27 protein-coding genes and 1 pseudogene are annotated in these 24,025 nt (G+C 39.5%); 15 read left to right on the forward strand and 13 right to left on the reverse strand.

The window, feature by feature from the left end:
• Window positions 1-75: 75 nt before the first annotated feature.
• A complete protein-coding gene (locus HU830_RS04590) occupies window positions 76-951 on the forward strand; it encodes a polysaccharide deacetylase family protein (RefSeq protein WP_176942608.1) in 876 nt (291 codons plus the stop codon).
• Window positions 926-2,398: a DUF3329 domain-containing protein gene (locus HU830_RS04595; protein ID WP_176942609.1), complete on the forward strand. Its 1,473-nt coding sequence runs from the start codon at window positions 926-928 to the stop codon at window positions 2,396-2,398. Before HU830_RS04590 ends, HU830_RS04595 begins: the two co-directional genes overlap by 26 nt.
• A gap of 94 nt (window positions 2,399-2,492) precedes the next feature.
• Here HU830_RS04595 and HU830_RS04600 read toward each other — a convergent pair whose 3' ends face one another.
• Both HU830_RS04600 and nagA read right to left on the reverse strand, forming a co-directional pair.
• Window positions 2,493-3,416, reverse strand: a complete 924-nt coding sequence (locus HU830_RS04600; RefSeq protein WP_176942610.1) for a GIN domain-containing protein — start codon at window positions 3,414-3,416, stop codon at window positions 2,493-2,495.
• Window positions 3,417-3,585: 169 nt separating this feature from the next.
• On the reverse strand, window positions 3,586-4,740 hold the full coding sequence (nagA, locus tag HU830_RS04605) for an N-acetylglucosamine-6-phosphate deacetylase (RefSeq protein ID WP_176942611.1): 1,155 nt from the start codon (window positions 4,738-4,740) through the stop codon (window positions 3,586-3,588).
• 171 nt (window positions 4,741-4,911) lie between these two features.
• Between nagA and HU830_RS04610 the strand changes: the two genes are divergently transcribed.
• Window positions 4,912-5,385: an S-ribosylhomocysteine lyase gene (locus HU830_RS04610; protein WP_176942612.1), complete on the forward strand. Its 474-nt coding sequence runs from the start codon at window positions 4,912-4,914 to the stop codon at window positions 5,383-5,385.
• Window positions 5,386-5,447: 62 nt separating this feature from the next.
• Here the strand turns inward: HU830_RS04610 and HU830_RS04615 are convergent, their stop codons facing one another.
• Entirely contained in the window at window positions 5,448-6,512 is a 1,065-nt protein-coding gene (locus HU830_RS04615) for a D-alanine--D-alanine ligase (protein WP_176942613.1), read from the reverse strand.
• A gap of 179 nt (window positions 6,513-6,691) precedes the next feature.
• On the opposite strand from HU830_RS04615, the gene HU830_RS04620 reads away from it, so the two are divergent.
• The gene (locus tag HU830_RS04620) at window positions 6,692-7,648 is read left to right on the forward strand and encodes a DUF1002 domain-containing protein (protein ID WP_176942614.1); all 957 of its coding nucleotides are present in this window, start codon (window positions 6,692-6,694) and stop codon (window positions 7,646-7,648) included.
• Between the two features lie 471 nt (window positions 7,649-8,119).
• Here HU830_RS04620 and HU830_RS04625 read toward each other — a convergent pair whose 3' ends face one another.
• Window positions 8,120-8,443, reverse strand: coding sequence for a hypothetical protein (locus tag HU830_RS04625; RefSeq protein ID WP_176942615.1), 324 nt, complete (start codon window positions 8,441-8,443; stop codon window positions 8,120-8,122).
• Entirely contained in the window at window positions 8,440-8,643 is a 204-nt protein-coding gene (locus HU830_RS04630) for a helix-turn-helix transcriptional regulator (protein WP_176942616.1), read from the reverse strand. Before HU830_RS04630 ends, HU830_RS04625 begins: the two co-directional genes overlap by 4 nt.
• A gap of 454 nt (window positions 8,644-9,097) precedes the next feature.
• On the opposite strand from HU830_RS04630, the gene HU830_RS04635 reads away from it, so the two are divergent.
• Window positions 9,098-9,943: a PhzF family phenazine biosynthesis protein gene (locus HU830_RS04635; RefSeq protein WP_176942651.1), complete on the forward strand. Its 846-nt coding sequence runs from the start codon at window positions 9,098-9,100 to the stop codon at window positions 9,941-9,943.
• A gap of 364 nt (window positions 9,944-10,307) precedes the next feature.
• Here HU830_RS04635 and HU830_RS04640 read toward each other — a convergent pair whose 3' ends face one another.
• Together HU830_RS04640 and HU830_RS04645 are read right to left on the reverse strand one after the other, a co-directional pair.
• Window positions 10,308-10,802, reverse strand: a complete 495-nt coding sequence (locus HU830_RS04640) for a type IV secretory system conjugative DNA transfer family protein (RefSeq protein WP_228765792.1) — start codon at window positions 10,800-10,802, stop codon at window positions 10,308-10,310.
• On the reverse strand, window positions 10,803-11,390 hold the full coding sequence (locus HU830_RS04645) for a site-specific integrase (RefSeq protein WP_176942617.1): 588 nt from the start codon (window positions 11,388-11,390) through the stop codon (window positions 10,803-10,805).
• Window positions 11,391-11,484: 94 nt separating this feature from the next.
• On the opposite strand from HU830_RS04645, the gene HU830_RS04650 reads away from it, so the two are divergent.
• On the forward strand, window positions 11,485-11,745 hold the full coding sequence (locus HU830_RS04650) for a type II toxin-antitoxin system Phd/YefM family antitoxin (RefSeq protein WP_176942618.1): 261 nt from the start codon (window positions 11,485-11,487) through the stop codon (window positions 11,743-11,745).
• Window positions 11,738-12,052: a Txe/YoeB family addiction module toxin gene (locus tag HU830_RS04655; RefSeq protein WP_176942619.1), complete on the forward strand. Its 315-nt coding sequence runs from the start codon at window positions 11,738-11,740 to the stop codon at window positions 12,050-12,052. Before HU830_RS04650 ends, HU830_RS04655 begins: the two co-directional genes overlap by 8 nt.
• Before the next feature lie 639 nt (window positions 12,053-12,691).
• Here the strand turns inward: HU830_RS04655 and HU830_RS04660 are convergent.
• A complete protein-coding gene (locus tag HU830_RS04660) occupies window positions 12,692-13,066 on the reverse strand; it encodes a DUF536 domain-containing protein (RefSeq protein ID WP_228765794.1) in 375 nt (124 codons plus the stop codon).
• An 820-nt stretch (window positions 13,067-13,886) separates the two neighbouring features.
• Between HU830_RS04660 and HU830_RS04665 the strand changes: the two are divergent.
• Both HU830_RS04665 and HU830_RS04670 read left to right on the forward strand, forming a co-directional pair.
• Window positions 13,887-14,182, forward strand: a pseudogene (locus tag HU830_RS04665) (replication initiator protein A); the annotation flags it as partial.
• Window positions 14,183-14,301: 119 nt separating this feature from the next.
• On the forward strand, window positions 14,302-14,472 hold the full coding sequence (locus HU830_RS04670; RefSeq protein WP_176942620.1) for a hypothetical protein: 171 nt from the start codon (window positions 14,302-14,304) through the stop codon (window positions 14,470-14,472).
• A gap of 49 nt (window positions 14,473-14,521) precedes the next feature.
• On the opposite strand, the gene HU830_RS04675 is transcribed toward HU830_RS04670, so the two are convergent.
• A complete protein-coding gene (locus tag HU830_RS04675) occupies window positions 14,522-15,199 on the reverse strand; it encodes a ribonuclease H family protein (RefSeq protein WP_176942621.1) in 678 nt (225 codons plus the stop codon).
• Between the two features lie 81 nt (window positions 15,200-15,280).
• Between HU830_RS04675 and HU830_RS04680 the strand changes: the two genes are divergently transcribed.
• From HU830_RS04680 to cls, 3 genes are read left to right on the forward strand one after another with little or no spacing between them, the layout of a single operon-like run.
• Window positions 15,281-16,120, forward strand: coding sequence for an alpha/beta hydrolase (locus HU830_RS04680; RefSeq protein ID WP_176942622.1), 840 nt, complete (start codon window positions 15,281-15,283; stop codon window positions 16,118-16,120).
• A gap of 5 nt (window positions 16,121-16,125) precedes the next feature.
• The gene (locus HU830_RS04685; protein WP_176942623.1) at window positions 16,126-16,500 is read left to right on the forward strand and encodes a hypothetical protein; all 375 of its coding nucleotides are present in this window, start codon (window positions 16,126-16,128) and stop codon (window positions 16,498-16,500) included.
• A gap of 37 nt (window positions 16,501-16,537) precedes the next feature.
• Window positions 16,538-18,001 (forward strand): cardiolipin synthase, encoded by a 1,464-nt coding sequence (gene cls / locus HU830_RS04690; protein ID WP_176942624.1) that lies wholly within the window; start codon window positions 16,538-16,540, stop codon window positions 17,999-18,001.
• 94 nt (window positions 18,002-18,095) lie between these two features.
• Here cls and HU830_RS04695 read toward each other — a convergent pair whose 3' ends face one another.
• The 3 genes from HU830_RS04695 to HU830_RS04705 all read right to left on the reverse strand — a co-directional run bounded on the left by HU830_RS04695 (window position 18,096) and on the right by HU830_RS04705 (window position 19,794).
• Window positions 18,096-18,422, reverse strand: a complete 327-nt coding sequence (locus HU830_RS04695) for an AzlD domain-containing protein (RefSeq protein ID WP_176942625.1) — start codon at window positions 18,420-18,422, stop codon at window positions 18,096-18,098.
• Entirely contained in the window at window positions 18,409-19,116 is a 708-nt protein-coding gene (locus HU830_RS04700) for an AzlC family ABC transporter permease (RefSeq protein WP_176942626.1), read from the reverse strand. The genes HU830_RS04695 and HU830_RS04700 overlap by 14 nt, the downstream gene beginning before the upstream one ends.
• Before the next feature lie 210 nt (window positions 19,117-19,326).
• The gene (locus HU830_RS04705; protein ID WP_176942627.1) at window positions 19,327-19,794 is read right to left on the reverse strand and encodes a hypothetical protein; all 468 of its coding nucleotides are present in this window, start codon (window positions 19,792-19,794) and stop codon (window positions 19,327-19,329) included.
• A 167-nt stretch (window positions 19,795-19,961) separates the two neighbouring features.
• On the opposite strand from HU830_RS04705, the gene HU830_RS04710 reads away from it, so the two are divergent.
• The 3 genes from HU830_RS04710 (at window position 19,962) to HU830_RS04720 (ending at window position 22,990) form a co-directional block, all read left to right on the forward strand.
• Window positions 19,962-20,801 carry an aldo/keto reductase gene (locus tag HU830_RS04710; protein ID WP_176942628.1) on the forward strand — a complete coding sequence of 280 codons (840 nt, stop codon included), beginning with the start codon at window positions 19,962-19,964 and terminating at the stop codon, window positions 20,799-20,801.
• 157 nt (window positions 20,802-20,958) lie between these two features.
• Window positions 20,959-22,530 (forward strand): Nramp family divalent metal transporter, encoded by a 1,572-nt coding sequence (locus HU830_RS04715; protein WP_407647478.1) that lies wholly within the window; start codon window positions 20,959-20,961, stop codon window positions 22,528-22,530.
• Window positions 22,531-22,549: 19 nt separating this feature from the next.
• Window positions 22,550-22,990: a universal stress protein gene (locus tag HU830_RS04720; protein WP_176942629.1), complete on the forward strand. Its 441-nt coding sequence runs from the start codon at window positions 22,550-22,552 to the stop codon at window positions 22,988-22,990.
• Window positions 22,991-23,025: 35 nt separating this feature from the next.
• Here HU830_RS04720 and HU830_RS04725 read toward each other — a convergent pair whose 3' ends face one another.
• Window positions 23,026-23,940, reverse strand: coding sequence for a hypothetical protein (locus HU830_RS04725; protein WP_176942630.1), 915 nt, complete (start codon window positions 23,938-23,940; stop codon window positions 23,026-23,028).
• Between the last annotated feature and the right edge of the window lie 85 nt (window positions 23,941-24,025).

Raw genomic sequence — 24,025 nt, forward strand, 5'->3', positions numbered from 1 at the left:
AAATTAGCTACAAATATTATAGAATTAATTTTAAACGACTTACTGTTAATTTTTTAACCACAAAGAAGGCTCTATATGAAAAAAACCGAACATCGGATCTTCTTCGTTGTTGCCTGTCTCCTGCTCCTACTCGCCTTTGGCACCACGATTGTCCAGTACCACAGCCAAAAAACTAGCCTTAATGATCTCAGTACTGGCCTGCTAGCTCCCCAAAAGTCAGGTCAGCCTGGAATTATGATTTTAAGTTACCGACGAATTCTCAAACCTAGCCTTTCTACTAGTCTACTAACCTTAAAAAGTAGTGAAGAATTTCATCGTTATCTTAATACTACCCGAAATTTAAAAAAACAATTGGCCTATCTCCGGGCCCATCATGTGCGAATTATTAGTTTGGAAGAAGCTCTCAGCTTAATTCGTAAACGGCGGCCTCTTCACCACCAATACGTAGTTCTCACCGTCGATGGTGCTGACCAGACAATCTATGATAACTGGCTCCCCATCATGCGCCAGCAACAGCTCCCATTCACAATTTTTGTCACGACCGGCAGTTTGGGTGATTATCAAAATGCAGTCAAAATGATGTCTTGGAAACAATTACAAAAGTTATTTGCTACGGGACTGGCGACCGTCGGTTCCAAAACCGATAGTATGAATTTTCTAGTTGATAATTATCCTGCCCTTACTGCGGTTGATTTTAACAGTCTGCAACTAGATTTCCAAAAGTCAATTCAGAAAATCAAACGACATCTCCACGTCTCTGTGCGATACTTTGCCTATCCTTTTGGATATTATAATCAAGACTATCAAAAAACATTGGTAAAGGATAACTTTATTACTTTTTCCTTAAAAAATCGAATTATCACTTCTAAATCTTCCCTGAGCCAACCTCTCCCTAGAATCTCAGTCGACAAGGAGAATTGGAACAATGTCATCACTAAATGGATTCATTAAAAAATTACCAGCTCGATTTCCCCACTACTTAGCCTTGGGGTCCATTTTTCTGCTTACAGCGCTTTTGTTTTTTCACTTGAACGATCTTTCGGGTTACGCTAGTGATGACTTTCTTTACCATTTTATGTTTCGCGGCGAATGGCCTCACGTTGATCAACATCAAATTAATAATTTCTTTGATTTATTTATTTCCATTTATAATCACACCACGATTTGGAATGGTCGGATCGTGGCCCATACTCTGGCCCAGACTTTTCTACAATTTCCCAAACCACTTTTTAACGGGGCCAATACACTGATGTTTTTAATTATTGGCGTCCAAATAAACTTATTCTTAAAGCCTCAGTTAAAAGATCTCCATCCTTTCAACCTATCCTTGACCTATCTCTTGATGTTTCTATTTCTTCCTGACTATGGTCATTCCATCATGTGGGAAACCGGGTCATTTAATTACTTATGGGCATCCTTCTTTTATTTAAACTTTCTGCTTCTCTTTCGTTGGCACTACCAGCCCCGTCGTCCTAGCCTGCCGATTACTTTAATTATTTTATTTCTCAGTTTCTGCGCTGGTAATACCAACGAAAATATTGGACCCGTGGTTATTATTATCGGTTATTTATACTATCGCTCCAATCAGGCGCTGCCTTTATCCCAACACTTTTGGGGTCTTATTTCCTGTTTGATGGGATCAATTACCTTAATTACTCATAATAACGGCGAAAAGATGGCCCAAAACGGAGGTATTTTCAATATTTCTGGGATTATTGCTAGTACTTGGCGACTTTCGGGAGCCTTAATTTGCTTGATTTTCATCTTGATAATTATCATTACTTCGGCAATGCTCCAAAACCCTAAATGGGGTAAAAACCAATGGCGCAATATTTACAGTCCTTGGTGGACAGCACTACTTTTAATTTTGGGAAGTGTTGTCAGTATTGGAGCCTTAGTTCTTTCACCACAACTGCCTGATCGAACTTGGTTTGGAAGTAACCTTTTTCTCATTATTACTTTTTTAGTCTTACTCAACGAATTACCCCAATTAGGTTATTACTATCCCGAAATTCACCAACAATTTCGGATCAGTTTACTAGCTGTACTTCTCCTCTTTAGCTACAGTACTTATTATCTTGCCAACCGAACCTTGGCCCACAATTATCAGGCCTTTAATACCGAAGTAGAAATTATTAAACAAACTCCCCCAAAACTAAGTGCCAAAGTTCCCATCATGATTGATACCGAAAACAAATATAGTCCCTACTTTCGAACCGCCTTCCTAGAAGGAGGAAACGATCCCAATCATAAATGGGCTAATGCTTGGATGGCGAAATATTATGGGGTCAAGGCCGTCTTTGCTCGCTCAGATCAAGCACTCCTCCCTAACCCCAAGTTTTGCTTGTATAAATATCTTCCTTGGGCAGCTTGGATGAATTATTTTAATTTACAATAAGCTTAATTATTTAGAATCCGATTGCAAAATTTGAAAGCAAAAATAAAGTTCAGGGAGTAGACAAGCACTCGCTGAACTTTATTTTTATAAAAATCTAAAAGTGATTCACCTGCGCGCCTCTTGTTACTCGCTGTTGAGTTACTTGGGCGGGACCGGTGTATTCAACTTTACTTGCATTCTTAGCTTGGATCTGCAATTCTTGTTGAGCATTAGCTATCACTCGACTTCCAACTGTTGCTTGAACACTTAGATCAGCAATTGGAACTTGCCCTGCTTGGACTTGGGAGGCCGTTCGAGCTGTAAGTTGTCCGTGGGCAATTACCGCTGCAGCTTGCTGTAAATTAATTCCCGAAGCACTCGTAGCTGTGGCTACCAAATCATCTGTTTGGAGCTGATTAACTTGCACTTGGGAAGCCGAGCTACTCTTAAGGTTTACTTGTGGTGCTTGGAGCTGATTAATTTGAGCTCGAGAAGCTGAGCTACTGGTAACATCCACTTGCTTAGCTTGGACTTGACCCAAGTTCATACTGCTAGCAGCAGTTGCCTTTATTTCCAAGGAACCCGAAGAATGAACTTTTTCTGCCGTTATTGTTGCACTACTGCTGGCCTTTAAGTTCTGAATTTCCGAAGCTGCTAAGAAAACGCGAATCGGTTGCGACGGCCGAATAAGTTTTCCATCACTTCGATCCAAATAAACGCTAACAGCGCCATTTTGATTTTCTACTTTAACCCGGCTCTGTAAGTTCTGATCGGTTTGGACGGTCCCAGTTTCCTGATCTTGATCAGTTAAAACAGCTTGAATTCCCTCACTGACCGTCAAAGAGTGAAATTGGCCGACCGTTCTCGTAGTCGTCTCGATTTGACCATTCCCAACGATCGTTTCATTGGGCATCATCCCTTGAGAGCCTGAATTATTAATAATAATTGCTTGACCGACAGTCGGAGTTGCGATTGTACCAGCGAAACCCAAACAAGTGAGAGCTGTGGTCCCGAGCAAGATTGATTTCTTTATTGACAAATTATTTTCCCCCTTTCTGTTACTTATGATGTTTAGTGTAAACTACTCTCAATAATTATTCAAGATAATAGTAATAATTTGCTAAAAAGTAGTCCTAAAACAGTCGTTAATAATAAAAAAACCAGTTAGCAACTTTACTAACTGGTAATTAGATCTCATAGTTTAAAAATTAAACTTCGTAACGTTTGTTTCCATCTAAATAGGTTGCTTGTAAGTTCATTTCGGGATCTAAAACGATAAAGTCAGCAGCCCGACCTGGTAAGATTGCCCCAGCTTGAGCACTAATTCCGGCACTTTGAGCTGGAGTTGCCGAAGCCATCCGAACGGCTTCTTGAGCGGTTGCAATATTCCAGAGATAGACATTTTTGACCGCGTCATTTAACTTCAGAATACTTCCAGCTAAATTGTGAGTTTCATCTTTCAAACGAGCAGTTCCGTTACCGACAACTACGGGCAATTCACCTAACATATAATCGCCATCGGGCATCATTCCAGCCGACATACAGTCTGTAACTAAGACAATGTGTTCACTGCCCTTAACCTTAACCAAAATCCGAGCTGAATAAGGATTAACATGGTGGCCATCACAAATTAATTCATCATTGACTTCGCTCAAGCTCATAGCTGCTCCAACCATTCCCGGAGCCCGATGATTCAAAGGACTCATGGCATTATAGGTATGGGTGAAAGTTGTAGCTCCGGCTTCCACACAAGCTTTGGCTTGCTCAAAAGTAGCTGAGCTATGACCCAAACAAACTACTGCACCACTGGCACTAACTTTTTCGCAGAATTCAACTGCTCCCTCACGTTCCGGAGCAATCGTAATTTGCCGTAGTAAACCTTGTGCTGCTTCTTGCCATTCATTAAAAGTTTCCACATTCGGATCACCAAAATACTTAGGATTTTGCGCACCCTTATGTTCTGGGGTAAAGAAAGGTCCTTCAAAATTGATTCCGGCTACTTTAGCTCCGGTAAACTTGTCTTGATTTTGGGCAATGGTGGCACAAATATCCCTTAATTGTTCTTTAGAACCTGTAACTGTTGTTGGCAGCCAAGAAGTAACTCCGCATTGCAAAAGACCTTCTGCCATCGCGTTGATCCCGTCAGCGTCGTTATCCATGACATCATGCCCCAACAAACCATGAATATGCGTATCTACTAGTCCGGGAGCAATATAAGATGTCCCATAATCAATAATCTCACCTTCAGGACGCTGGTCCTCTGGGAGATATCGACCAAATTTACCATCAGCCGTTAATTCTAAATACCCACCGTTTTCCGTAGTATTATGAAGAAAGAATTTTGCCGCATGTAAATACTTCATATATAACAGCCTCCTAATTGGTATATTCCAATTAGAATTGTACACGCTTGCGAAAATAATGTAAATTACTTTTAGTTTAATTTTTGAATTTCTTCTATCTTACTAGAGACTGACGTAGACCCCAAATTGCGCTACAATAAAGTTAGATTATTAAATAAGAAGGCAGAAATAATGGCAAAAGTAGAAAGTTTTACCCTAGATCATACGAAAGTTAAGGCTCCTTATGTTCGCCTAATCACCGTTGAGACCGGGAAAAAAGGCGATAAAATCGCCAACTACGATTTACGACTCGTCCAACCTAACGAAAATGCAATTCCGACAGCCGGCTTGCACACCATTGAACATCTATTAGCAGGACTCTTACGTGATCAACTAGCCGGCGTGATCGACTGCTCACCTTTTGGTTGTCGGACCGGTTTTCATTTAATTACTTGGAGTGAATATTCCACCACCGAAGTTGCGCAAGCTCTAAAAGTTGCTCTGACTAAAATTCGAGATGAAATTCAATGGGACGACGTTCAAGGAACAACCATTGAAAGTTGTGGTAATTACCGCGATCATTCGCTCTTTTCCGCTAAGGAATGGTGTAAAAAGATTCTGGACGAAGGCATTAGTGACCAGCCTTTCACGCGCCACACCGTTTAAAAAGCCAAGCTTCATTTAGATCTAAAAAGAGACACTCGAAAATTTTCGAGTGTCTCTTTTAATTATTCAGCGTTATTTTGTTCGTAAATTCTTAATTTACTTTGAATAATCCGTTCGCAGAGATCTTCATAACTTAGATCAGCAGCGGCAGCTTCGCGGGGAATCAAAGACAAAGGTGTCATCCCTGGCAAAGAATTGGCTTCAATCACGTAAGGTTGTCCATCACGCACCAAGAAGTCAATTCGACCATAGTTCTGCATCCCTAAAGTCTGGAAAGTTTCCAAAGCTAAGTCCTTCATCTTTTGATGCAAGTCCTCACTGATATCTGGTGGCGTAATGAATTGCGTCTGGTCATTACTTTGGAATTTATGCTGGAAATCATACCAACCTTGAGTTACAACAATTTCTACTGCTGGTAAAGGTCGGCCATCCAAAATCGCCAAGGAAAACTCCCGACCTTGAATATACTCTTCGATCAAAACTTCCCTATCAAAGCGGAAGGCATCAGTTAAACAAGCTTCTAGATCTGCATACTGCTTGACAATATGCGTCCCAACACTGGACCCTCCACTGGCAGGTTTAATAACCACTGGAAAAGCAAAAGGAATCTGATCTTGCGCAATTGTGGCCGTCTTCGTGGTGATAAAGTCAGCTGTCGGAATTTGACTTTGTTGAAAAATTTGCTTTGAAACTTTTTTATTCATGGCCAAACCAGAGGCTAAAGTATCACTTCCGGTATAACGGATATTGAATAAGTCTAAGACGGCTTGTACTTTACCATTTTCACCATCTTCACCATGAAGACCTAAATAAACAATATCAGCTGCCTGGCAAATATCCAAGACATTGGGACCAAATAAACCATGAGCTCCGTGATCCGGGCGCAAAGCATTAATTCTTTCATTCGTTAAAACTTCGTCACTAATCAGCAATTGATCTTCAGGAGCCTTTTCTGTGGTAAAGAGCTCGGAAATCTGATTCGTGGTTGCTAACTCCTGACCCAAGAAAAGATCCACCAAAGCTACTTGGTAACCTCGTGACCGTAAGGCATTAGCAATTTTGACTCCAGAAGATAAGGAAACATTTCGTTCGGTACTGCGTCCACCAGCTAAAACTACAATTTTCATCGTTTTAACTCCTTTATTATTTTTTGGGTAGCACCCATTTGTCTAGTTCTACAGAACCTTAAGTTTACCACAAAAACTGTTCCAAGCGGAATTTCAATCGTAAAATAGAGCTTTTTTCTGACTCCTGTTATAATAAAGTTGTTTCCAAATTATTTTTGTGAATCTAAGGAGTTGAACTCATGAAAAAGTTACGCCGTTTTCTATTGATTAGTGGCCTTTGCGGGCTCTTAGCCTTTTTGCCATCCCAGCTTGCTCATGCCGATAATAACAACGATAACAACTGGCAAGAACCAGTAATGACTTTAGGAACCTCACTGACTAACGGTCAACGTCAAGGAACCATTAATGTCCTATCTGCTAAAATCAACAACCAAAATTTCCAACAATTACCCGTCACCGGAAATACTCTCGTGCAATATTTAAATCCCGCGGGCAATACTTTCACCGACAGTTCTGGAGTTTGGTCCTCGGCTTTAATTGAAAAGACCCACTCTGGTCAAGGAATTAATGTTCAGATCTTGCCTTACGATGGCAAAAACAATATCACCACAATCACCGCCGACCAGTATCGTAATGCCGCTTTGACCGCCGGAATTAGCGATGCGAATATTTATGTAACTTCAGCAACCCCGATCGACGGTTCTGGTGCTTTAGCTGGAGTCTATGCTGCTTTTTCCCAAAAAGGCAACCAGCTCAATCAAGATCAGGTCAATGCTGCTCAAAACGAGATGAAGACTCTTAGTGGGATTAACGAACAGAATAAGAATCAATCGGGTTATAGTGATGCGCAGTTAAATCATGCTGTTTCTCAAGCTAAGCAACAGATGGCCCAAATTGGACCCAATATCAGCAATAACCAAATCACCAATATTGTCAACAATGTTCTTCAAGAAAATCACCTGACTAAGATTATTTCTGATAATCAAAAGCAGCAAATTATTAATATTCTCGTTCAGGTCCGGGACTCCGGTGCTTTAAAAAATGGCAACTTTAAGGAACAAGCGCAAAAAGTTAGTGCCAACATTAAAGACCAAGCCCAAAAGATCTTTAACAAACTCAATACTCCCAAAAATCGAAACTTTCTCCAAAAAATTTGGGATCAAGTAGTCAATTTCTTCCATAGTATTTTTGGTTAAAATAAGCAGCTCTAACTTCAAAACGACCACCAGGATAACTGGTGATTGTTTCCTTTATAAAAAGGTGGGACATAAACCGGTAGACAAGGAGTCTAACTAACGAAATCTCACAAAAAGTAGCCATTTTCCTGCGAGATCTCGGGTATTGGACAAACTTGTCTGATTTATGGAAGGCGTTTACTCAAATTTACTAAATTATGTCCCAGCCTCTTTGCTAGCTAGGAAAATCTATCCTAGCTAGTTTAGTTTTATGCTTTATTTTTAAGAAGATAAGTTTGCTAAAAGAATGATCTTTGCTAAATTTACGTATTAAAAGAAGCCCGACAGCAATCGGACTTCTTGACAGAGCCGTTTAAGACGGTGACTGCTTGGTATTAAATAACCGCTAGCTAATTCGAACTAGCGGTTATTTTTTAATTATTTCCATACAATATATACTGTTCAGAACAAGTCAAATTTTAGCTTGTTACATCAAAATGTCTTATCAAAATATTTAACTGCTAGATATTCGATAAAGGATCCTAAACAAATACTGAATGTAAAAATCAGTAAGACAAGATTTAAACTAAGACTGATTTTTTGTGATGCAAATAGAGATCCTGTCATCACAATTGCTACAATGACAATCAATCCTTGATAGTAACATCTAACTAATCTATTAGCATGAAAACAGACTTGTTGCCATCGTTCATCATTATGATAACAACGTTTCAAACCATCAATTTTTCCCACCGAATAGAAATATAGCCCCATCACTAAAATAATAGCGACTAAAATACTCGTTTGACTAATCATAAAATCCCCTCCAAATAGAAGATCTGTTCAATTGGTTGACCAAAAAGTCGGGCAATTTTAAAAGTAAGTTCAAGAGAAGGTAAGTACTTATATTTTTCAATTGAAATAACTGCTTGACGTGAAATTTTTAAGCGGTCAGCCAATTCTGCTTGCGTCCAATTACGTTCGGCCCTCAAGACCTTGAGTCGGTTTTTTATCAAAGTAGCACCATCTTTACAAAATGTAACTCTTTATTTACATACGTAGTGTATCATAGGATCCCCAACATTACTAGCATATTCTTTTAGACTGCCTGAATAAACTCACATGGTAGAACGTTGTGCTTTTTTAAAATATCAATAGCCAAAACATAAATAGATTTATTGGCGACTTGGTACAACTCTCTGGCGCCTCATATTGGTTATACAACACGGAAATTTTTTGGCTAACTTGATTACTGTCAAAGGTTGACAATCGCCCACAATTAGGACATGGAAAATTATGTGCTACGATTTGACTTAATTATGGAATAGATAAACAATAAAGGCCTGTGCATGTCTGATAAGTTTTATAAAATGTCGTAGGTCACTTCAAGTAGACATGATGTTACCTGTTTGTTTTTAAGATTACATGTATAATAATTATGCAAATTATTTTTAATAAGGGGACTATATGATGAATGTCAGTGTATATGTAGCCAGTGCTTTCAGCAAGAATGAGGCAGGCGGTAATAAAGCGGGCGTTGTTTTTATGGATCAACCATTACAGGTATCTCAAAAGAAAGAGATTGCTCGGCAATTAGGGTATGCAGAAACTGCCTTTATTTCACAATCTAAAGTAGCTGATTTTAGACTAGAATACTTTACGCCTAAAGAAGAGGTAGACTTGTGCGGTCATGCTACTATCGCAACCTTTTCTATATTAAGGTACTTAAAAAATCTATCTAAAGAACAATATCGTATTGAAACTAATAGTGGTATTTTAGTGATTAATACTAAAGACTCAGTAGTTTTTATGCAGCAAAATAAACCAACTTTTTATGAAGAATTATTACCAAGAGAATTGGTTGAGTGTTTTGATGTGGATTCTATTGATAGAAAATATCCAATTCAAATTGTTTCAACAGGTTTAAAAGATATTTTAGTACCTATAAAGTCAGAACAAGCATTACATGAATTGCAACCAAACTTTGACAAAATTAAAGATGTTAGTGAGAAGCATGATGTGATTGGTATGCACTTATATACGATACAAGAAAACCGTATTGTGTGCCGAAATTATGCACCATTATACGATATTGATGAGGAATCAGCTACGGGAACGTCTAGTTGTGCGGTAGCCGGTTATTTATATACTCATAACTATTTGCGACAAAACATGTATGTGTTTAATCAAGGTTATTCTTTGAATGCTCCTTCGGAAATATTGGTAAAATTGACTCATGATCAAGAAAATAATATTACTAGTATCTTTGCAGGTGGAAGGGGCTATTATTGTGAAACAAAACAGTTAATTGTTTAAAACGACTAATTAATTCAAAAGCTTTTATTACGTAAAAGAGTATAACGCTTTTAAAATGGGAGCACATCAAGTAGATATAGATACAACAATTTATAACGTTGTAATCTAATACAATCAGGTTACCACGCAATGTAACTTTTATCTAAAATGTAAGTATCATTAATAAATTAAAATAGACGGCTATGTATTGCAAATATGAATATGTAGTCGTCTTTATGTTTCTGAAATAGATTATAAATTGATATACTGAGTAATAATATATCATTTGAAGATGTTTTATTTCTGATAAGCTTTATAAAATGGCATAAATTATCAACTAGGCAATGAAAATATTCAAAGTGTTTTGCGGGGTACTTGCCCCTATTCAGGACGATGCCAGTACAAGAACACTTATTTTAGAAGTTGACGATGAACCAAAGAGAACATCGATAGTGCCTCCGGAACCACCAGTACCATAAGAAGGGCTTTTAGCCACGGTAGTTTTAGTATCAGCCCGATCAGAAAAGTATTGTTGGCTGGTATGATCTAAAGCATTATGAACTACGACATAGTGCATGTTATCCATGATGATTTTACGGCCAGTTTCCTGATACAACTGATCTAATTGAGCTAATGACTGTAAAAGGATCATAACTGAAACGTTGCGAGAACGCAATGTGGAAATCGCATCAGCAAACGCTGGCAGATAGCCCAAACGTGGAAATTCGTCGAGGGCTAATAAAAGATTAGGTTGGGTTTTTTTAGGCCGTTGAGTTAGGTAACGGATAAATTGGGCCACAATTAAAGCTAAGTAGGGCTGGTAGACCTTTAATTTACTTTCCGGATATAAGCACCACTCTTTTATTTTTAATAAGAACAACTAACCAAAATCAATTTGATCGAGCATGGTCTCTTGACTAGCCTGGTCCAAGCCTAAGTAAGCTAAAGTCATGGCTTCACTGGAATGATTGAGTAAATGCATGACTAAACCAATATTATAATTAGATTGCGTATAGACGCGATAAGCGCCCGTTTTACGCATGGTATGAGTGCCTAGATAATTGATTCCTAAAAGATCGCCGACCTTACTCATGACTTTGTAGAATTGTTTTTCCGTAATATGACGCTCGGAGTGTTGCAGAGAAGGAAACAACCAGTCAGAAACTAAATGATTTTCTTGCAGACAGGTTTGATAGGCTAATAAATCAGTTTGAACCGGTTTTAAATAAAGTAGATTGGCTTTACCGGTTTTTTGATCGTGGATAAACGCATTCTGACGCACTGTTCCGTTTTCGTTGAAGACATCAGTCCAACGAAGCTTCATAACATCGCTGACACGTAATAAGGTCGCTTTGCCTACTTGAAAGATGGTGTAATTGCGCCGACCAGCTTTAAAATTATGGAGTAAAGTATCTTGAACTTCTTTGAGTACATTTGAATCTTTGATGGGTAGAACGATTTGTTGCATAAGTCATAATCTCCTTTGACGATACAATAGTTTATAATTGACGTACGCCATCATGTACGCCTATAATATTAGATAAGTTGAGGAGGGGAACCATATGGAAAAAATTATTAATCCAACTACAGCACGAACCAATCTATTTTCACTTATTAAAAACGCTAATCGGGACTCCCAACCGGTTATTATTGCAGGGTCTAATGATAGCCGTAGTGCCGTTTTGATGGGGAAAAAAGATTATGACGCATTACAGGAAACCATGAACTTAATGATGAATGGGCAGATTCAAACCACCCTTAGCCGTAAAGATGATGAGTCGGTTGATTTAGACGAAATGATCAAAGAAATTGATCATGAGTAATCGTTGGAAAGTAAAAATAAAATCATCAGCTAAAGGTGATTTAAAAAAAGTTTTAAGAAGCCCGTTACGTCAGTCATTTGAAGAAATACAAAGTGTATTGAAATCTGATCCATATAAACCAATACAGTCATTTGAAAAATTAACACCACCTGCGGCTGGTTACTATTCTCGAAGGATAAATGGACAGCATCGCGTCATTTATACCATTGATAAAGTAACTAAAATAGTCGAAATCTATTCATGTTGGGCCCATTATGAAAGTGGTAATCTTGAAATGAGTGGTAAATCTAATTCTCGAAAAAACTAGCGACTTAACATGAGTCATAAATCAAACATTACAACAAAATAGCCCCAACATCTATCTTATAGATATTGGGGGTTATTGTTTCAATGTTTTTGAGGGGTGATTTGAGGATTATGAGTGGCAACTATAACTTGGCTCTCAGCGGACAAATCAGTAATAGTCTTGTGTAATCTATGAATAGCTTCTGGATGAAGAAGTTATGTAAAGACTTGAATTTCTATAAGAAAAATAAGGTCTACGAAATGGAGAATTGTTACTTATTGCGATTCGAACATCTGAAACTTTTGGAAGCCATTCAGCTAATTTAGGAGTTATTGAATCGGCTATGTCATTCACAGCATTTTGTTCTAATTTGAATAACTGTTTTATTAAAACTTTATATTCTTTATCGTGGATAGTCTTGTTGATTCCTAGACGTAATTCTGAATCTATTATATTTTTGAATGTATCAGCAGTCCGTACGGCAGGAATATACGTTGTCTGAAAATATCAACCTGAAAGTATTCTAGCCGTCCTTAGTAGGAGAAAGATCTTATAAAGCTATATCTTTCCATAGTAATATTTTTTGCACCTAAAATACTCCTATAATTTGAAATGGTAAATTTTTGAATACGCATATTTATGAGCTCCTTTAAGAAAATATCACCAAAAATGCCACCAACTTTTATGTATGTTCTTGTTTTTATTATCAGTATCAACAACTTCATTTTTTAATGGCTTGTCGTTTTTATCCTTGATATCATTATGTTTCCGATTATTCGACAAGTTATTGTTCTTAACGTTTGCTTGTCGCTTTTCAGTTAAGCTGGAAGATTCAAGTAAATTGCTCAGTTTTTGAACATGGTCCTTTAATTGTCGATTTTCCGCAAGTGTTGCTAATTGTAGTTGCTGCTGATCCAAGGACTTTTGTAACTTGGAAATTTGCTGATCTTTAACATCAAGTTGCTTTAGCAAAACATCATTAATGTTAGTTTTCTTTTTATCTTGCTTGTCGTTTTTGCTTGTCGAAATCAGCAAGAATTTTAACACCCTGCTCGTCTATTTCCAGATGGTTTTTAACTTTATGAGTGTGCTTGCTTCGAAAGCCGTTAATACTAGATATACGCTGACTTATAGCTTGTTTTGATAACTGTAATTCTTCCGAGAGTTGTCGAATTGTCTTACCCAAGAGTTTCACCACCTCAATAATCCGTCTTAAATTATAAGTTAAAGACGAAAAGATCGCCAACCGACAAGTAAAAATAAAATCTGCTTGTCGTTCTTGTCGTTTTTTGCGCAAAAATTAATTAATCAAACTAACCAATCAGTAAGATTACCCCACAATTAGGGTTTGCCGGCTAATAAGCGCTATGCTAAACTAAGATTAATTTAACAACTGGATAAAAAAACATGCTAATAAACGAAAAAGATCTCAACCCACCAGGGATCAAGATCCTTTCCGCTTATTAGAAAGTAGCTATCAACCAGCTACTTAGATTCAGTCGATTTAGACCTGCAAGTTAAAATCGACTGAACATTGAATTCTAATTTAGAATTTATTGTACCGCAGGCTGGTCCACAAGGACAAGTCGCAGATAGTTAAAAAGTAAATTAAAGTCAATGGACTAAGTAGCTGGTAAGGCTGCCTAGTCCATTTTTATTTTGATTGTTGAATAAAAAAAGTTGCCGAAGGGGCAACCAGGAAAGATCCATGCTGATGAATTATAAAGCCACCAGACCAATGAAAGCTTTGTAATTCAGTTAGAGCATATTAGATTTGTATTTTAAAGCAAATCAAATGTTTTAGCAACTCTCTTTTGAGCCAGCATTGGTTGGATATAGAAAGGGAGTTTTTATAATGGATCAAGCAAATTTCAAGTTTCATCAAGCTGACAACGTTTATGGGGCCTTGTTCTTTCAGTTTCCTAAAGTATTGATGTATGGCGAAAAATATCGGTATTTAAGTAGTGAAGCCAAATTGACCTATATGGTGTTAAAAGATCGCCTGGAATATTCTTTACGCAACCACTGGGTCGACGAAGAAGGTCACGTCTACTTTATCAAAAAGCCATGCATTTTAATCCCAAAACTGACAAAAATGAACCGAATCGACTTTACTTGGCTGAATTAGATATGCAGTCAACTGATGTCTATTAGCTTATTTTTCTTTAATCAATCGGAATACAATTGTCATTAGTGTCAGCTTTTTAATTGTTTTTATGGGGCAATTTATTTCGGGAAGTTTACTGAACTCGGGAAAATTTGCTGGAATTATGAAATCGAATCCCCTCAACATGACTAATCTAACTCGCCAATACTATAATTACCTGACCTACTATGAAACTAGCCGGCTCAGTATCAATCAACTTTTACTAGGAACAACCGTCTATCTTTTGTTGTTCTTCATCCTCGGTTATTTAGTTTTTCGTAAGAAACGTTTCTAATGGGCGAAAAAAGAGAAAGTCCCCGTATAATCGGACTTTCTCTTTTATTTTACGACCGACTCTTGGCCGTCATTTGATCCATCGTTTGGTTCAACAAACCATCCACAAAGTTATTTTCTGCATCTTGAGCATGACCCTTAGTCCAAGCGTAATGTAAATCAGAAAAAACGGCGATTTGTTGGGCCAATTTCCGCCATAATTCTTGATTGGCGACTACTTTTCCATCAGCCTTGCGCCATTGCTTTTGCTGCCAAGACTGCAGCCAACCCCGGGTCAGAGCATCTAAAACATAGCGCGAATCGGCTACTAAGAGCAATTTTTGCTCACTCAAACCCAAAGTTTGAGCCTGCAAGAGGCCTTGAATCACAGCCGTCAATTCCATTTGATTGTTGGTTGCTCCCCACTGGCCGTTTGTTCCTTGATAACGTTTGGGACCAGCTTTAATTAAATAGGCCCAGGCTGCGGGATCATGATCGAGGACATGGCCACCCCGGTGATTACCATGATTGCGACTCCCCCCATCGGTATAAATAACCGCCGCGTAAGTCGCTAAATTAACTTCTTGCACCGGAGCTAACTTTTGCTGTAAAAAAGCTTGCGCGGACGCTAAATCGGGGAAACTTTTAAAAACCGCACCTTTAAAATGTTCCACTTGTTTCTTGGCTGCGGCCCAAGATTGATAGACTCCTGTTTGGCGGCCTTTTTGTACTGCATAATATTTCTTCATGAAATCCACCTCAAATTGCTAGAATTACGACTCTAATACCTGTATCATTAATCTGTATCTTTAATTGAAGGAGTAAAAGGCATGGGGCGGGCACAAAGGCGACAGGAACAAGCACAACTTCCAATCTGCCAATTAGATCCAGCACTTTCGGTCACTAATAGCAGTGAACAAGTCCCGACTTTTTACGTGCATGGTTTTCGTGGAGGTAATTATACCACACAGAAAATGGTCAGCTCAGCTCAAGAAATGACCCAAACACCAGTCTTTTTACGGGCGACTGTTGATTGGCGCAGCAAGATCCACTACTCCGGTTATTGGTCTACCGCGAAAAATCCCATTATTCAATTGGTTTTCAAAGACCGGTGGATTCCTTCCAGTACCATTGAACGCTGGTTCAACCAAATCCTGACTGACCTAAATCAACGTTACCACTTTCAGTCTTATAATGCTGTCGGCCATTCCTTGGGAGCTAAAGCCTTGGTGAACTTTTTAATTCACAATCCTGGACACACTCTCCCGCCCATCAATCGTTTAGTTTTAGTCGCTGGGCCTTTTGATGGGCTTGTTTTTTTAGGTGATTTGCCCAATATCAATCCGTTGGCAGCAGATGGGCGTCCAGCGTTCATGACTCCCAATTATATGTGGACTTACCTCAATCGAAGCCGTTTTCCGGCGCATACCAAAGTCTTAAATATTTATGGAAATGTCGAAGATTCTTCGAATACTGATAAATATGTTTCTGTTAGTTCGGCGCGTTCCATTAAGTACATTCTCCAAGCGCAAGTTCAGGAGTTCCGCGAATATAACGCTCGCGGCCAAAGTGGTGAACACTCCCAATTGCATGATGACGTTAGCATCCTCAAAATGATTAATCAATTTATTTACGATCCAGAAAAACTTCCACCATTAACAAAGGACTGAAGTAAATGCTCAATTTTCGGCAATATCATCAATTGACAACCCCTAACTATCAACTCATCTTCTTGAGTCAACTACCGGCCCAAGCAATTCAAGATTTCTTACAAGTAGGGCTAACGCAAACATCCCAATATATTAACCAAGCAATGCAGGCGATTATGCTCGATGAACGTTTAACTTGGGGCATTCAAACGATGCCGGAAGGAAATTTTTACGGTCTCGTCACCTTGGTCCCGACAAGGCCTCAATGGCAATTGACGATTTCTGGTCCCCAGCCAATCCCTGCAGAGATCAAAGATCGACTCCAATACTTAATTGAGCAACAATTTCATTGTTCTAAATGGAAGCTAACCATTAATTTACGCCCCACGAATCTTAATTAGTTACCATTACTCTCACGGGAGGGAGAAAAAGAAAGTCATGTCACTTGTTGTTAATTTAAGTATTATCGTTATCCTTTTAAACTCCATTGCCGCGATTATCACCGTCTTTCACCGCCAACGGAGTATTCCCGCAACCTTAGCTTGGTTAATGTTATTAATCTTGCTGCCAATCTTGGGCTTTTTTATCTTTGCCTTCTTTGGCCGAGGAATCGCCCAAGAAAATCTTTTCGCCATCAGCAATGTTGAACATATTGGTTTGGATCATCTGAAAAATTTAGTCCGAGTTGAATCCAATCAAAATCGACCCCACCTGGCCCGCGAAACTACCAATAAGGTTCAACGCCAAATTAAATTTTTCAACCGGGCGGGCGACGCTCCGATTACCGTTCATAACGAAACTAAAATCTACATTGACGGTCAAGCTAAGTTTACCGCTCTTTTAGCAGACATTGCCGCCGCTCAAGAAACTATCCACCTTGAATACTATTCTTTTATCAACGACCATTTGGGCCAAGAAGTCTTGGCAGCTTTGACGGCTAAAGCCCAAGCTGGTGTTCAAGTTCGCGTGATTTACGATCGTTGGGGATCGGCGGGCGCTAATACTAAGTTCTTTCGTCCCCTGACTCAAGCCGGGGGACAGGTTCTGCCCTTTGTCACTTCGCAAAACGCTATCACCAAGAACCGGCTCAATTACCACCTGCACCGCAAAATTGTCGTTATTGATGGAAATATTGGCTGGACCGGTGGCTTTAATATTGGTGACCAATATCTCGGGCGGAAGAAAAAATTCGGTTACTGGCGCGATACCCACGTTCGCATTCATGGTTACGCGGCCCTCTCCTTACAAGAACGTTTCATTCTAGACTGGAATGCTTCGGCGGAAAAAAAGCAAAAAGAAGCCAAAATTTTGTTTCAAGATCGTTATTTTCCAACCGATTTAAAGGTTGACCATATTACCCCAATCCAAATTGTCGCCGATGGTCCCGATCATAACTTCGAAACCCTGAAGGGTGGTTTCTTGAGCTTCATTCTCAACGCTAAGGAAAGTATTCTTTTGCAGACCCCTTATTTGATTCCGGACGACTCAATGTTGGATGCCCTCTTGGTCGCCGCTAATTCCGGCGTGAAAGTTCAAATTATGATCCCCAATATGCCCGACCATCCCTTTATTTACCGGGCTACCCAATATTACGCCAACTTACTGACCAAACATCATGTTGAAGTCTATATCTATCAAAATGGCTTTCTCCATGCCAAAACGGCGGTCTTCGATAATCAAGTTGCCAGCATCGGTTCCATGAACCACGACTACCGCAGTTACAGCCTCAATTTTGAAGAGAACGCCTTTCTTTATGATCAAGAAGTTAGTCAACAATTAACCGAAATCTTTAAGGTCGATATCGAAAAAAGTCAATTATTAACTCCCGAAATAATTGCTCAACAGTCCCGTTGGCTTCGCTTTAAGCAACTCTTTTCTCGACTTTTATCGCCAATTCTTTAAAGTTTATTGAACAAAAAAATCTCGGTAAATTTTTCACCAAGATTAACTCAATCTCAAGCGTTGTTGATCTCTAAGAAGATCAAACAACGCTTTTTTAAAAACAAAGGCGCAATAAAGCTAAGGAAACTACGCCGACAATTACCACCACAAATAAATTTTTGGATAAGATAGCACTCAAAACCGTTGGTCCCGAAGCGGCCAACTTGAGCCAGTCAAAAGCCGGTAAGTGACCGGGATGACCGATCAAAATACTGTTAAACCAGAGCGTGGCCATGATAGTCACTGGTACAAAACTGAGAAATTCCAACATCGCTGGCGATAAGGTAAATTTTTTAAGTAAGAGGAATGGAACGACCCGCGAAAGCCAAGTTACCAAGGCGCAGCCGATAATTGTTAACGCTAAATACTCAAATTCCGCCATGTTTAAACACCATCCCTAACGCACAAGCTGCTAAAGTTACTACGACAATCACTAAATTACTGGGAATAAAGATCAAACCCAGATAAGTTAAAACGAAACACAGGGCAATCGTTAACAATTGTAAACGCCGTGATAAAGAACGATCAGCGGCAACTTGAAAATACAATAAGCCTATAAACATGGCGACAACCGCAAAATCCAGCCCAAAACGATTTGGATTAGTAATTAAGTTTCCTAAGAGAGCGCCAACCAAAGTCGCTCCCACCCAAGTTAAATAAGCTCCCAGATTCGCCGCATTTAACCAAGAAAAGTTCAGACGTTGCCCGGTGTAATTTAACTTATTCATCGCCAAGGCAAAACTTTCATCAGTTAAAAAAGTCCCCAAGAGGATATTTTGCCACCATTGGACCTTAGTTAAATAAGGGGCAATCGTAGTACTCATTAAAATCATCCGGGCATTAACCAAGAAGACCGCGAGGATAATCGACAAAATTGGACTATGGAGTGCCAACAAACCTACCATAATAAATTGGGCGGAACCCGCGTAAACAATCACGGAAATCAAAGTAATTATCAACCAAGATAAATTAGCCGTGCGCCCAACAATCCCATAAGAAATCCCAATTCCGATATAACCCAGCATGGTGGGAATGGTTTCTTTAAAGCCGGAACGCGCGTCGAGAATCTCATTCATCCCCTAATCACTCCTTAATAATTATTCATAATATCCAAATCATACCCTAATAGAAATCATTTTCGAACCCTAAACGCTAAATTTAAGAAAATTTTTCAGTACCCTTAAAAATAAAATTTGCTGGATTCAACAAAACCCTCAAAATTGGTGGACAATTTTGAGGGTTCTGATAATTCAATCTAAATCTATTTACGCTTGGCGCCGGAAAAATTATAAGCTCGCAATTTCAATTTTTACTTTTTCCGGTAGTAACTTCCGCAATTCCGTTTGGACTTCCTCGAAAGAACGATTAAAAGTCAACTGAACATTGCGTTGCTTCAAAGTCGTAAAGACCGTCACGACCTGCGGTTTAACCGTCGGAATCTGGACGGGAATCAAAGTCACATGGGTCAATTGAGCATAACTAATCGTACTCGTAAATAGACCCCGCGTAACCAAGCGACTTTTACCAATTCCCCCTGACCCCTGCATTAAGGTCACGGTTAAGAAAGCCGCCACCAAGATTACATAAGTCCAAGACTTTTGGGGAACTTCCCAAAACCAGAGGGCAAAAAAGATGGTCAAAATCAGACTCGAATATTTATATTTAGCAACTACGATAATCTGTGCCTGCCAGTACAAATTAAATCCTAAAATAAGCAAAAATAATAGATCTAGAATTACTAACCAATTGATCATTGACTGACCCTCCAATGACTTTATTTTAGCATGTTTCCTCCACCAAATAACAGTCTGATCCCTGAATCGAATTCTGCCAACATATATTATAGTAAGAAACCGATTTCTTTAAGAGTTGCGTTACCCCTAAAATCGGCTACAATAGAAGGGAAAGGAGTGTCAAAATCATGTCAACTATCCCTACAGTTTCCAGCAACACCGGACTTACTTTACCGCAAATGGGTTTTGGAACCTACAAACAGCGTGGTGGGCTAGGGGTCCAGGTCATTACTCAAGCCATCGCCAATGGCTATCGGCTGATTGATAGTGCTTTTAACTACGATAATGAAGGGGTTGTTGGCGCGGCGATCCGCCAAAGTTCCCTTCCTCGAGAGCAACTATTCATTTCTTCGAAGTTACCCGGACGCTACCAAGAGTATCATTCGGCTTTGGCCACGATTCGCGAATCGCTTTATCGAGCTCAGCTAGATTACTTCGATCTGTATTTGATTCACTGGCCTAATCCACGGCAAAAACATTACCTTGAAGCTTGGCAAGCTTTGATCACTGCCCAAGAATTAGGTTTAATTAAACAAATTGGCGTCTCCAACTTTCTTCCAGAATATATTGATAAACTGATCGACCAAACTGGTGTCCAACCAGCAGTTAATCAGGTTGAAATCCATCCCTACTGCTCACAAGCTGCCATCCACAACTATGACCAAGAGCACGGAATCATCACCCAAGCTTGGAGTCCTCTAGGTCGCGCCGGAAAAGTTTTCCAAGAACCGGTTATCCAAAGAATTGCGCAAGAAACACAAGCTAGTGTGGGCCAAGTAATTCTTCGCTGGGAAACCCAGCTTGGTCTTCTGCCGATTCCCTGTGCGAAGTCAACAGCTCATCAGCAAGCGAACTTAGCCAGTTTTGATTTTGATCTAACTACGCAGCAAATTGACCAAATTACAGCGCTTGACCGAGCTGACGGTTGGATGAACAATCAAGATCCTAGTGTTTACGAAGAATTTTAAAGCTCCCTCATCAACAATCTCCTCTTATTTTTGACCGGAGATTGTTTTTATTTGGTCCGATACAGAACTTTATTAAGTTCCCCTAAACTTTTAGTTTACTTTACCGAAATAAAGAGTAAGATATCTTCTGTACGAATTATGTAAAGGAGGAATTATTGTGGTCGAAAAGACGCCTAAAAAACACCACTTAATAGAATATGCCAATGGTCCATCCTTGGAAGAAATCAACGGCACAGTTGAAGTTCCCAAGGGCAAAGGCTTTTGGCGGATGCTATTCGCTTACTCAGGTCCTGGTGCTCTCGTAGCCGTAGGTTATATGGATCCAGGTAACTGGTCAACATCCATCACCGGCGGGCAAAACTTCCAATATTTATTAATGTCCATTATCTTAATTTCAAGCTTGATTGCGATGCTTTTACAATACATGGCAGCTAAACTAGGAATTGTGACGCAAATGGACCTCGCACAGGCCATTCGTGCTCGGACAAGTAAATCATTAGGAATTGTTCTCTGGATTTTAACTGAGTTAGCCATCATGGCAACGGATATTGCTGAAGTTATTGGGGGCGCGATCGCGCTGTACTTATTGTTCAACATTCCGCTGGTCATCTCGGTTTTCATTACCGTGTTTGACGTGCTGGTCTTACTGCTATTAACCAAAATCGGTTTTCGAAAAATCGAAGCTATCGTTGTTGCTTTAATTTTGGTTATCTTATTCGTCTTCGTTTACGAAGTCCTCTTATCTGACCCGAACTGGGGCGAAGTTGTCAAAGGTTTAGTACCAAGTGCTGAAAGTCTTTCTACAACTCGTCACGTCGGTGGTCAAACCCCATTAAGCGGTGCTTTAGGAATTATCGGAGCAACCGTGATGCCCCATAACTTATATCTGCACTCTTCAATTTCTCAAACTCGGAAGATTGATCATCAAAAAGAACAAGAAGTTGCTGAAGCTGTGAAATTCTCAGCTTGGGATTCCAACATCCAATTAACTTTTGCCTTCTTCGTTAACGCTTTACTGTTAATCGCCGGAGTTGCCGTCTTCAAGAGTGGAACTGTGAAGGATCCTTCCTTCTTTGGTTTATACCAAGCCCTTTCCGATACTTCCAAGATGAGTAACGGAATCTTAGCTAGCGTTGCTCGGACGGGAGTTCTTTCAACTTTATTCGCGGTTGCTTTACTAGCTTCTGGACAAAATTCAACCATTACCGGAACTTTAACCGGTCAGGTTATCATGGAAGGTTTCGTTCACATGCACATGCCTCTCTGGTTACGGCGGTTAATTACTCGACTAATTTCCGTGATTCCGGTTTTGATTTGTGTGTTAATGACTGGTGGAAAAACTGCGATTCAAGAGCACCAAGCCCTCAATGATCTAATGAATAACTCCCAGGTCTTCTTAGCTTTCGCTCTACCATTCTCTATGTTACCGTTAATTATGTTTACAGATAGTAAAGTTGAAATGGGTAAACGATTCTCCAACGCCCTTTGGATTAAGGTCCTCGGTTGGATTTCCATTCTTGGCTTAACTTACTTGAACATGATCAACCTACCGGATTCAATTGCCGCTTTCTATGGCGATGGAATCACCAAGTCACAAACTCAAGTTGCCAATATTATTGCTTATATCTTAATTGTTGCCATCATGGCCCTCTTAATCTGGACCATCTACGAACTTTACAAGGGTAACAAGCGTTTCGAACGTGAACAAGCTGCTAAACTTAATAATTAGAAGAAAGAAGTGCGTTCAATTGGTAGAAACCAGTAGTGATATTAAAAAAATTCTTGTCGGAGTTGATAACTCTGACGATGCTCAAAAAGCTTTCCGCTACGCCATTAATCGGGCGAAAGAGCTGAATGCTCAATTACAAATTGTCACCGTTTTGGAAAAGCATGATATGAATGTCTATCAAGTTTTGGATGACGATTTCATTCATGGCCGGCGCGAAGATGTCGAAAGCCACGTTCAAGGCTATATCGAAACTGCGCAAAAAGCTGGCGTCCAAGATGTCAAAGGAATTATCAGTGAAGGTAATCCGGGAGAAACCATCGTCAAAGATGTGATCCCTAAGTATCAACCAGACCTCTTAGTTATCGGTTCTTTAGATATTAAGAAGCCGCATAAATTATTTGGGAGTCAAGCCGCTCATATGGCCCAGAATTCTCCGATTTCGGTCTTAGTAATTCGCTAAGATCTCCCAAAAAAAGCTTCAGACCTGAGATTTTCTCAGATCTGAAGCTTTTTGCTTTCTAAATGGATACTCACTTTGATAAAGGCCGCACAACAACCTCCGGGGGCAATTAGTTGAGCCAAAATATATGTTAAAATACTTCCAGCAGAGAAGTTAAGACGGTGGCTAACTCCAGAAAGTGGGGGGATGCCGATGGTTAAAACATGGATTGCTCCGGAAAGGAGCAGCATGTCAGATTTTGAAGCACTAACGCTGGCAATTAATTTTGCCACTTTAGTAATTCTACTTCTGAAATTTAATGACGACCATAAAAAATAACCGCTGACTTGGGCCGATCCCGACCATTTTCTATCCGTCCGAGACCATCTTCCGGTAGGAGAACTCAACAAATCCGAGTTACTAGAAAATAAAAAGTTATCCCCCAAAGTTAATCGCTGTAAGTTACTAGCCCCCTGAAACACCTGCTTTACATATGCCCCATCCGAAATTTGAAAACTAGATAAATCTAATTGTTGCAGACTACTACAATCGGCAAACATCCTATCAAAGTCATGACAATCTTGAACATGTAGGTTACCTAAGTTCATAATTGCTTTTAAATTCTCAAATAATCTACTGATACTACCGTAAATAGTCAATTGATCTTGAAATACAATTTGTTTACTATTTTCTGGAACGATTAAACCATGATATGATCCCCATGGAATCTCAACATTATCATAAGCAATTCCTCCTTGAACGGTTACTGTTCCAGTACTAGGATCATAACTCCAATCAGCAGTTCCCCGATGAACCTCACCCTGGAAAAAGGTAGTGGCCGGCGTTTGTTCATCAGCTTGCGCGGTAGTTAAGAAAGTCCCGATGCTTGGACTAACCACCGCTGGACTCACTACCAACGTGCTAGCAACAAGCAATGACTTCTTAAAAAATCGCTGTCTTTTTTGTTTCAACTAAAATTCCTCCTCAATAATTGAATTAATTTCATTATATATGAAATCGGTTTCGTTATATCTAAGAGTTTTTTATTACGCAACT

Source organism: Bombilactobacillus apium (assembly GCF_013385145.1).
Lineage (GTDB): Bacteria > Bacillota > Bacilli > Lactobacillales > Lactobacillaceae > Bombilactobacillus > Bombilactobacillus apium.

What these genes read in the sequence shown, in the direction of transcription:
- HU830_RS04590 (WP_176942608.1), top strand. Translation starts at nt 76, where the DNA reads ATGAAAAAAACCGAACATCGGATCTTCTTCGTTGTTGCCTGTCTCCTG.
- HU830_RS04595 (WP_176942609.1), top strand. Translation starts at nt 926, where the DNA reads ATGTCATCACTAAATGGATTCATTAAAAAATTACCAGCTCGATTTCCC.
- nagA (WP_176942611.1), bottom strand. Translation starts at nt 4,740, where the DNA reads ATGAAGTATTTACATGCGGCAAAATTCTTTCTTCATAATACTACGGAA.
- HU830_RS04610 (WP_176942612.1), top strand. Translation starts at nt 4,912, where the DNA reads ATGGCAAAAGTAGAAAGTTTTACCCTAGATCATACGAAAGTTAAGGCT.
- HU830_RS04615 (WP_176942613.1), bottom strand. Translation starts at nt 6,512, where the DNA reads ATGAAAATTGTAGTTTTAGCTGGTGGACGCAGTACCGAACGAAATGTT.
- HU830_RS04620 (WP_176942614.1), top strand. Translation starts at nt 6,692, where the DNA reads ATGAAAAAGTTACGCCGTTTTCTATTGATTAGTGGCCTTTGCGGGCTC.
- HU830_RS04625 (WP_176942615.1), bottom strand. Translation starts at nt 8,443, where the DNA reads ATGATTAGTCAAACGAGTATTTTAGTCGCTATTATTTTAGTGATGGGG.
- HU830_RS04635 (WP_176942651.1), top strand. Translation starts at nt 9,098, where the DNA reads ATGAATGTCAGTGTATATGTAGCCAGTGCTTTCAGCAAGAATGAGGCA.
- HU830_RS04645 (WP_176942617.1), bottom strand. Translation starts at nt 11,390, where the DNA reads ATGCAACAAATCGTTCTACCCATCAAAGATTCAAATGTACTCAAAGAA.
- HU830_RS04650 (WP_176942618.1), top strand. Translation starts at nt 11,485, where the DNA reads ATGGAAAAAATTATTAATCCAACTACAGCACGAACCAATCTATTTTCA.
- HU830_RS04655 (WP_176942619.1), top strand. Translation starts at nt 11,738, where the DNA reads ATGAGTAATCGTTGGAAAGTAAAAATAAAATCATCAGCTAAAGGTGAT.
- HU830_RS04670 (WP_176942620.1), top strand. Translation starts at nt 14,302, where the DNA reads ATGAAATCGAATCCCCTCAACATGACTAATCTAACTCGCCAATACTAT.
- HU830_RS04675 (WP_176942621.1), bottom strand. Translation starts at nt 15,199, where the DNA reads ATGAAGAAATATTATGCAGTACAAAAAGGCCGCCAAACAGGAGTCTAT.
- HU830_RS04680 (WP_176942622.1), top strand. Translation starts at nt 15,281, where the DNA reads ATGGGGCGGGCACAAAGGCGACAGGAACAAGCACAACTTCCAATCTGC.
- HU830_RS04685 (WP_176942623.1), top strand. Translation starts at nt 16,126, where the DNA reads ATGCTCAATTTTCGGCAATATCATCAATTGACAACCCCTAACTATCAA.
- cls (WP_176942624.1), top strand. Translation starts at nt 16,538, where the DNA reads ATGTCACTTGTTGTTAATTTAAGTATTATCGTTATCCTTTTAAACTCC.
- HU830_RS04695 (WP_176942625.1), bottom strand. Translation starts at nt 18,422, where the DNA reads ATGGCGGAATTTGAGTATTTAGCGTTAACAATTATCGGCTGCGCCTTG.
- HU830_RS04700 (WP_176942626.1), bottom strand. Translation starts at nt 19,116, where the DNA reads ATGAATGAGATTCTCGACGCGCGTTCCGGCTTTAAAGAAACCATTCCC.
- HU830_RS04705 (WP_176942627.1), bottom strand. Translation starts at nt 19,794, where the DNA reads ATGATCAATTGGTTAGTAATTCTAGATCTATTATTTTTGCTTATTTTA.
- HU830_RS04710 (WP_176942628.1), top strand. Translation starts at nt 19,962, where the DNA reads ATGTCAACTATCCCTACAGTTTCCAGCAACACCGGACTTACTTTACCG.